Raw genomic sequence first — 6,130 nt, forward strand, 5'->3', positions numbered from 1 at the left:
TGGCCGGAGTGCCCCCGCTTCGTGGTCGTGCTCGATGCCCGGCAGGCGGGCGAGGCGCTCCTGGCGCGCGCCGTGCAGTCGCTGTCGGCGCAGTCTTTCGGCGCATGGCGCTGCATCGCCTTCTGCGATGCGGGCGACGACCGGCGGCAGGCCTGGCTGCAGGCGCTGGCGCAGGCCGAGCCGCGCGTCGCCATCGCTTCGGGGACGGCCGGCGAAGCCGTCGAACTCCGGCACGGCGAATGGCTGTCGCTGCTGGACGGCCGCGACGCCCTGGCGCCGGACGCCCTGCTGCGCCTGGCCCAGGCCCTGCGCGACCATCCCGGCGCGCAGATCGCGTACACCGACGAGGACCGCATCGCCGACGACGGCGCACGCTCGGCCGGCTACTTCAAGCCGGCGTGGAACCCCGACCTGGCCCGCTCCCAGGACTACCTCGTGCGCCTGGGCGCCTTCGAGGGGGGGCTCGTCGGGCGCGCCGGCGGCTTTCGCCTCGGCGGGGACGAGGCGGCAGGCTACGACCTGGCGCTGCGCTGCGCCGACGCGGCGGAAGAGGACGCCGGGCGCATCGTGCACGCGCCTTCCGTGCTGTACCACCGCCACGTGCACGACGCCGCGCGGCCCGATGCGATGGACCCGGCCGAATACGCGCCGCAGGGCGGCGAGGCGGCGCTGCAGGCCCATCTGGACCGGCATGGCTGGCTGGCCCGCGCCGAGCGCGACGCGCCGGGCTTTCGCGTGCGTTACGCGTTGCCTGACCCTGCGCCGCTGGTCACGCTGATCATCCCCACGCGCAACGGTCTCGCGCTGGTGCGGCAGTGCATCGACAGCATCCTGGACAAGACCGACTACCCGCACTACGAGATCGTGCTGGTGGACAACGGCTCCGACGATCCCCAGGCGCTGACTTACTTCGACCAGCTCAAGCAGCACCCGAGGGTGCGCGTGCTGCGCGACGACAGCCCCTTCAACTACTCCGCGCTCAACAACCAGGCCGCCGCCGTCGCGCGCGGCGAGGTGCTGGGCCTGATCAACAACGACATCGAGGTCATCTCGCCCGGCTGGCTGGGCGAGATGGTGTCGATCGCGCTGCAGCCCGGCGTCGGCGCCGTGGGCGCGCGCCTGTGGTACCCCAATGGCACGCTGCAGCACGGCGGCGTGGTGCTGGGCTACCGGCGCGGCGTGGCCGACCATGCGCACCGCCACCTGCCGCAGGGCGAGCCCGGCTACTTCGGCCGGGCGGCGCTGCTGCAGACCTTCAGCGCCGTCACCGCCGCGTGCCTCGTCGTGCGCAAGGACCGCTTCGACGCCGTCGGCCGGCTGGACGAGGAACACCTCAAGGTGGCCTTCAACGACGTCGACCTGTGCCTGCGCCTGCGCGAGGCCGGTTGGCGCAACGTGTGGACGCCGTATGCCGACCTGTACCACCACGAGTCCGCCACGCGCCCGTCGGACCTGCGGCCCGAGCAGGTCGAGCGCTTCAAGCGCGAGGAGCAGTTCATGTTCGACCGCTGGGGCGAACTGCTGTTCAACGACCCGGCCTACAGCCCCAACCTGACGATGGCGCAGGAGGACTTCAGCCTGGCCTGGCCGCCGCGCGAGGCGGCCAAGGGGTTCGGGCGATGAGCGGCGCTGCGGACGTCTCCGTCGCGCTGTGCACCTGGAACGGCGCGCGCTTCCTGGCCGAGCAGGTGCGCAGCATCTGCCTGCAGACGCTGCCGCCGCGCGAGATCGTGCTCTCCGACGACGGCTCGTCGGACGACAGCGTGGCGGTGGTGCGCCGCACGGTGGCACAGTGCCTGCAGGAGCGGCCGGGCCTGGCGATCGACCTGCGCGTCATGGTCAACCAGCCGGCCCTGCGCGTGACGAAGAACTTCGAGCAGGCCGCCGCGGCCTGCCGCGGCGCCCTGATCGCGCTGAGCGACCAGGACGACGCCTGGGTGCCGGACAAGCTCGAACGCATCGTGCCCGCCTTCCAGGCCCGGCCCGGGCTGCTGCTGCTGCATTCCGACGCCCGCCTGGTCGACGGCGCCGGCGCGCCGCTGGGCGGCACGCTCTTCCACGCGCTGGAGACGAAGCGCAGCGAACTGGACCGCATCCACGGCGGCCGCGCCTTCGACGTCTACCTGCGCCGCAACCTCGTCACCGGCGCCACCACCGTGTTCCGGCGCGAGCTGCTCGATGCGGCGCGCCCCTTCCCCGTCGAATGGGTGCACGACGAGTGGCTGGCCATCATCGCCGCCGCCCTCGGCGAGGTGGACGTCATCGAGGCGCCGCTGATCGACTACCGCCAGCACGGCGGCAACCAGATCGGCGCGCGCCGCGACACCTTCGGCGAGAAGCTGCGCAAGGCCCTGGGCTCGCGCGGCGACACGCACGTCAAGCGCGCCGTCAAGGCCGAGCAGGTGCTGGAGCGGCTGCTCGGCTTCGGCGAGCGCATCAGCCCGCAGCGCATCGAGCAGGTGCGCGGCAAGGTGACGCACCAGCGCTTCCGCGCCCACCTGCCGCCCTCGCGGCTGGCGCGCATCGGCCCGGTGCTGCGCGAGGCGGCGACCGGCCGCTACGATCTCTACGGGCGCGGGGTGCGCGGCATCGTGCGCGACCTGTTCGAGGCCGTGTGAGCCCGCGTACCCACGACAAGAACCATCCATGCAAAGCCCCTCTGCTTCCCACGGCGCCGGCCCCTCCGGCGTCGTGGTCGTCATCCCCTACTACAACGGCGCGAAGTTCATCGAGCGCTCGCTGGCCAGCGTGTTCGACCAGACGCTGCCGGCCGACGAGGTGGTGGTGGTCAACGACGGCTCCCGCCCGGAGGAGCGCGCCTTCCTCGACCAGATGGCGGCGCGCTGGCCGATCCGGATCGTCGACCAGGCCAACGGCGGCCAGGGCTCGGCGCGCAACACCGGTGTGCGCGAGTCGTCGGCGCCCTACATCTCCTTCCTCGACCAGGACGACTTCTACCTGCCCACCCACATCCGCGACCTGCGCGCGGCGGTGCCGGAGGACGACCCCTGCTTCGGCTTCGTCTATGCCGATCTGGCAGAAGCCGAGGGCGACGGCAGCATCGTGCGCTGGGGCATGGTCAAGGAGCACACCGAGCATCCCAAGCGCAACCTGCACCGGATGCTGCGCGACGACCTGTTCATCCTGCCCTCGGCCTCGCTGATCGGGCGGCGCGCCTTCGAGGCGGTGGGCGGCTTCGACACGCAGTTCATGGGCTACGAGGACGACGACCTGTTCCTGCGCCTGTTCCGCCGCGGCTTCACGAACCACTACCTGGACAAGGTCGTGACCGTGTGGTGCATCCACACCGGCAGCACCTCCTTCGACATCCGCATGGTGCGCAGCCGCTTCAAGTACTTCAAGAAGCTGGTGGCCGACTTCCCGGACCAGCCGCGCTTCAGGCGCTTCTTCCTGCGCGACTGCTTCATCCCGCGCTTCGGCCGCTACTTCATCGACCACGTCATCGAGGCAGTGAAGGCCGACGACGCCAACCGCGCCGAGATGAGCGCCATCCTCGCCGAGTACGCCGCCATCGTGCTGGCCAACCCGGCGGTGGGGCGCAAGCACAAGCTCAAGCTGCGGGCGATCGTCTTCATGGTCGAGCACAGCCCGCCGTGGCTGATCCGCGCCATCGGCAGCCTCACCCGGCTGCCGGGCGTGCGCTGGGCGCGCTCACTGCTGGGCTGAGTTTTCGCGCGCCAGCAGGCGGCGGTAGCGGCGGAAGGCGCCCGACGACCACACCCGCAGCAGGCTGCCCACGTGCCACTGGAGGTGCCGCAGGCTGCGCCGGCTGGCGCGCTGGGCCTCGTGCCGCGCCAGCAGGTCCTCGCCGATGCGGATCGACCAGCCCGCCAGGCGCAGGCGCGCGCACAGGTCGAAGTCCTCGCCGTACATGAAGAAGCGCTCGTCGAAGCCGCGCACGTCGGCATACGCGCGGCTGCGCAGCAGCATGAACAGGCCCGGGATCCAGTCGGGCACGGCCGGCGCCGTGTAGCCGGGCTTGCGCCGCGCGAGGATCTCCCGGGGCGTGATGAGGCGGCGGTGCGGCTCCGGCGCCGTCCTGCCGGGCTCCAGGATGCGCGGCGCCAGCAGGCCGGTGCGCTCCTGCGCCAGCGCCAGCAGCGGCGAGAGCACGTCGCCGTCGAGCCGGATGTCGGGGTTGAGCACGAGGAACCAGGGCGTTGCGCAGTGCGCGAAGGCCTGGTTGTGGTTGGCGCCGAAGCCCTTGGGCGTCGCGTTGGCGATGCGCTCGACCGGAAAGCGCCACGCGCGGTCGGCCAGCGCCTCGGGCTCGGGGATGTTGACTGTGAGGACCACCTTGCCCACCACCCCTGCGCAGAAGCGGTCCAGGTCGCCCAGCAGCGGCCCGATCAGCGCCTGCTGCCCATGGCTCACGATGGAGACGGTCACGGGCGGTGGGTCGGCGGTCGGCGGCACGGGCATGGTCTAATTTCGGCAGCGGGCATTCTATGAACGCGGCCCGCGCCCCATGATTGCCCTGATCGTCATCAGCTTCCTCTTCTCGGCCGCGGCGGTGCTGTACTTCATGCGCCGCGCGCGCCGGCATGCGCGGCGCTACGGCACCGACATGCCGCAGCGCTTCCATCGCGGCCACGTGCCGCGCCTGGGCGGCGCGGGCATCCTCATCGGCATGGGTGCGGCCTGGGCCGCTGCGGGCATCAGCGGCACCGACCCGTTCAACGTCGACTGGCCGCTCGCTGCCTCCATGCTCACGCTGGCCTGCATCCTGCCCGCCGTGCTGGGCGGCATCGCGGAGGACATGACGCAGAAGCTGCCGGTGCGGCTGCGCCTGGGGCTGACGGCCTTCTCGGCCGTGCTGCTGTGCTGGACGCTGCAACTGGGCGTGCACCGCCTGGGCTACTTCCCGGTCGATCAGTGGCTGCGGGCCACGCCGCTGGTGGCGGCCTTCATCGCGGTGCTCGCCATCACTGGCCTGCCGCACGCCTTCAACATCATCGACGGCTACAACGGGCTGGCCGGCGCGGTGGCGGTGCAGGTGTGCCTGGCCATCACGCACGTGGCGCTGCAGCTCGGCGACCGGCAGCTCGCCGCCATGGTGGTGTGCCTGATGGGCGCGACAGGCGGCTTCCTGCTGTGGAACTACCCGCGCGGCAAGATCTTCGCCGGCGACGGCGGCGCCTACGTGTGGGGCATGGTGATCGCGGTGGCTTGCGTGTCGCTGGTGCAGCGGCATCCGGTGGTGTCGCCGTGGTTCCCGATGCTGCTGCTGATCTACCCGGTGTGGGAGACGCTGTTCTCCATCTACCGCAAGGCCGCGCGCGGGCAGTCGCCGGGCACGGCCGACGCGCTGCATTTCCACCAGCTCATCTTCCGCCGCATCGTGCGCGTGGCCATCGAGGACGGCGAGGCGCGCCAGCTGCTGGCGCGCAACAACCGCACCTCGCCCTACCTGTGGATGTTCGCGGCGCTGTCGATCGTGCCGGCGGTGCTGTTCTGGAACCGCACGCTGATCCTGGCGCTCTTCTGCCTGCTGTTCGTGGTGACCTACGTGGCGGCCTACCTGATGATCGTGCGCTTCAAGGTCCCGCGCTGGCTGAAACCATGACCACCCCCAGTCTCCGCGGACTTCGTTCCGCTCCGCCAACCCCCTCGCGGGGGCACATCCTGCGGCCTGGCAAAGCCAGTTCCGCGGATGTTCCCGCATGGCCTGCTCCGCGGCCTTCTGACTCGCGGCATTCGAGTCTGCGGGACGGTACTTCGTGAAAGAGGCTCCCATGAAACTCCCCTCCCGCGTCCAACTCATCGACGTCGGCCCGCGCGACGGGCTGCAGAACGAGAAGCAGCCGGTGGCGGCCGAGGTCAAGATCGAGCTGGTGCACCGCCTGCAGGCGGCCGGCCTCACCGAGATCGAGGTCACCAGCTACGTCAGCCCCAAGTGGGTGCCGCAGATGGCCGACAACGCGCAGGTGATGCACGGCATCCGCCGCCAGCCGGGTGTGCGCTATTCGGTGCTCACGCCCAACATGAAGGGGCTGGAGGCGGCGCTTTCGGCGCCGCGCGTGGAGTGGCCCGACGAGATCGTCGTCTTCGGCTCGGCCAGCGAGGCCTTCAGCCAGAAGAACATCAACTGCTCCATCGCCGAGAGCAT

General features: G+C 71.1%; 5 protein-coding genes and 1 pseudogene. 5 read left to right on the forward strand and 1 reads right to left on the reverse strand.

The window, feature by feature from the left end; translation table 11 throughout:
• The 3 genes from ACIY1X_RS23935 to ACIY1X_RS23945 all read left to right on the forward strand — a co-directional run.
• On the forward strand, positions 1-1,623 hold a 1,623-nt coding region (locus ACIY1X_RS23935; protein WP_399685521.1), incomplete at its 5' end, for a glycosyltransferase family 2 protein.
• Positions 1,620-2,618, forward strand: a complete 999-nt coding sequence (locus ACIY1X_RS23940) for a glycosyltransferase (RefSeq protein WP_399685524.1) — start codon at positions 1,620-1,622, stop codon at positions 2,616-2,618. The genes ACIY1X_RS23935 and ACIY1X_RS23940, both read left to right, overlap by 4 nt.
• A 28-nt stretch (positions 2,619-2,646) precedes the next feature.
• Positions 2,647-3,687 (forward strand): glycosyltransferase family 2 protein, encoded by a 1,041-nt coding sequence (locus ACIY1X_RS23945; RefSeq protein WP_051953931.1) that lies wholly within the window; start codon positions 2,647-2,649, stop codon positions 3,685-3,687.
• Here the strand turns inward: ACIY1X_RS23945 and ACIY1X_RS23950 are convergent.
• Complete coding sequence (locus ACIY1X_RS23950; protein ID WP_399685528.1) at positions 3,673-4,443, reverse strand: glycosyltransferase; 771 nt, start codon at positions 4,441-4,443, stop codon at positions 3,673-3,675. The genes ACIY1X_RS23945 and ACIY1X_RS23950 overlap by 15 nt on opposite strands.
• Before the next feature lie 46 nt (positions 4,444-4,489).
• Here ACIY1X_RS23950 and ACIY1X_RS23955 point away from each other — a divergent pair, with 46 nt between their 5' ends.
• Positions 4,490-5,587, forward strand: a complete 1,098-nt coding sequence (locus ACIY1X_RS23955) for a glycosyltransferase (protein WP_038214165.1) — start codon at positions 4,490-4,492, stop codon at positions 5,585-5,587.
• 169 nt (positions 5,588-5,756) lie between these two features.
• A pseudogene (locus ACIY1X_RS23960) lies at positions 5,757-6,130 on the forward strand (hydroxymethylglutaryl-CoA lyase); the annotation flags it as partial.

This window comes from Xenophilus sp. (assembly GCF_044462705.1).
Taxonomy (GTDB): Bacteria; Pseudomonadota; Gammaproteobacteria; order Burkholderiales; family Burkholderiaceae_C; genus Xenophilus; species Xenophilus azovorans.

Excerpts from the sequence above, each read along its gene's own strand:
- ACIY1X_RS23940 (WP_399685524.1), top strand. The coding sequence starts at position 1,620 with ATGAGCGGCGCTGCGGACGTCTCCGTCGCGCTGTGCACCTGGAACGGC.
- ACIY1X_RS23945 (WP_051953931.1), top strand. The coding sequence starts at position 2,647 with ATGCAAAGCCCCTCTGCTTCCCACGGCGCCGGCCCCTCCGGCGTCGTG.
- ACIY1X_RS23950 (WP_399685528.1), bottom strand. The coding sequence starts at position 4,443 with ATGCCCGTGCCGCCGACCGCCGACCCACCGCCCGTGACCGTCTCCATC.
- ACIY1X_RS23955 (WP_038214165.1), top strand. The coding sequence starts at position 4,490 with ATGATTGCCCTGATCGTCATCAGCTTCCTCTTCTCGGCCGCGGCGGTG.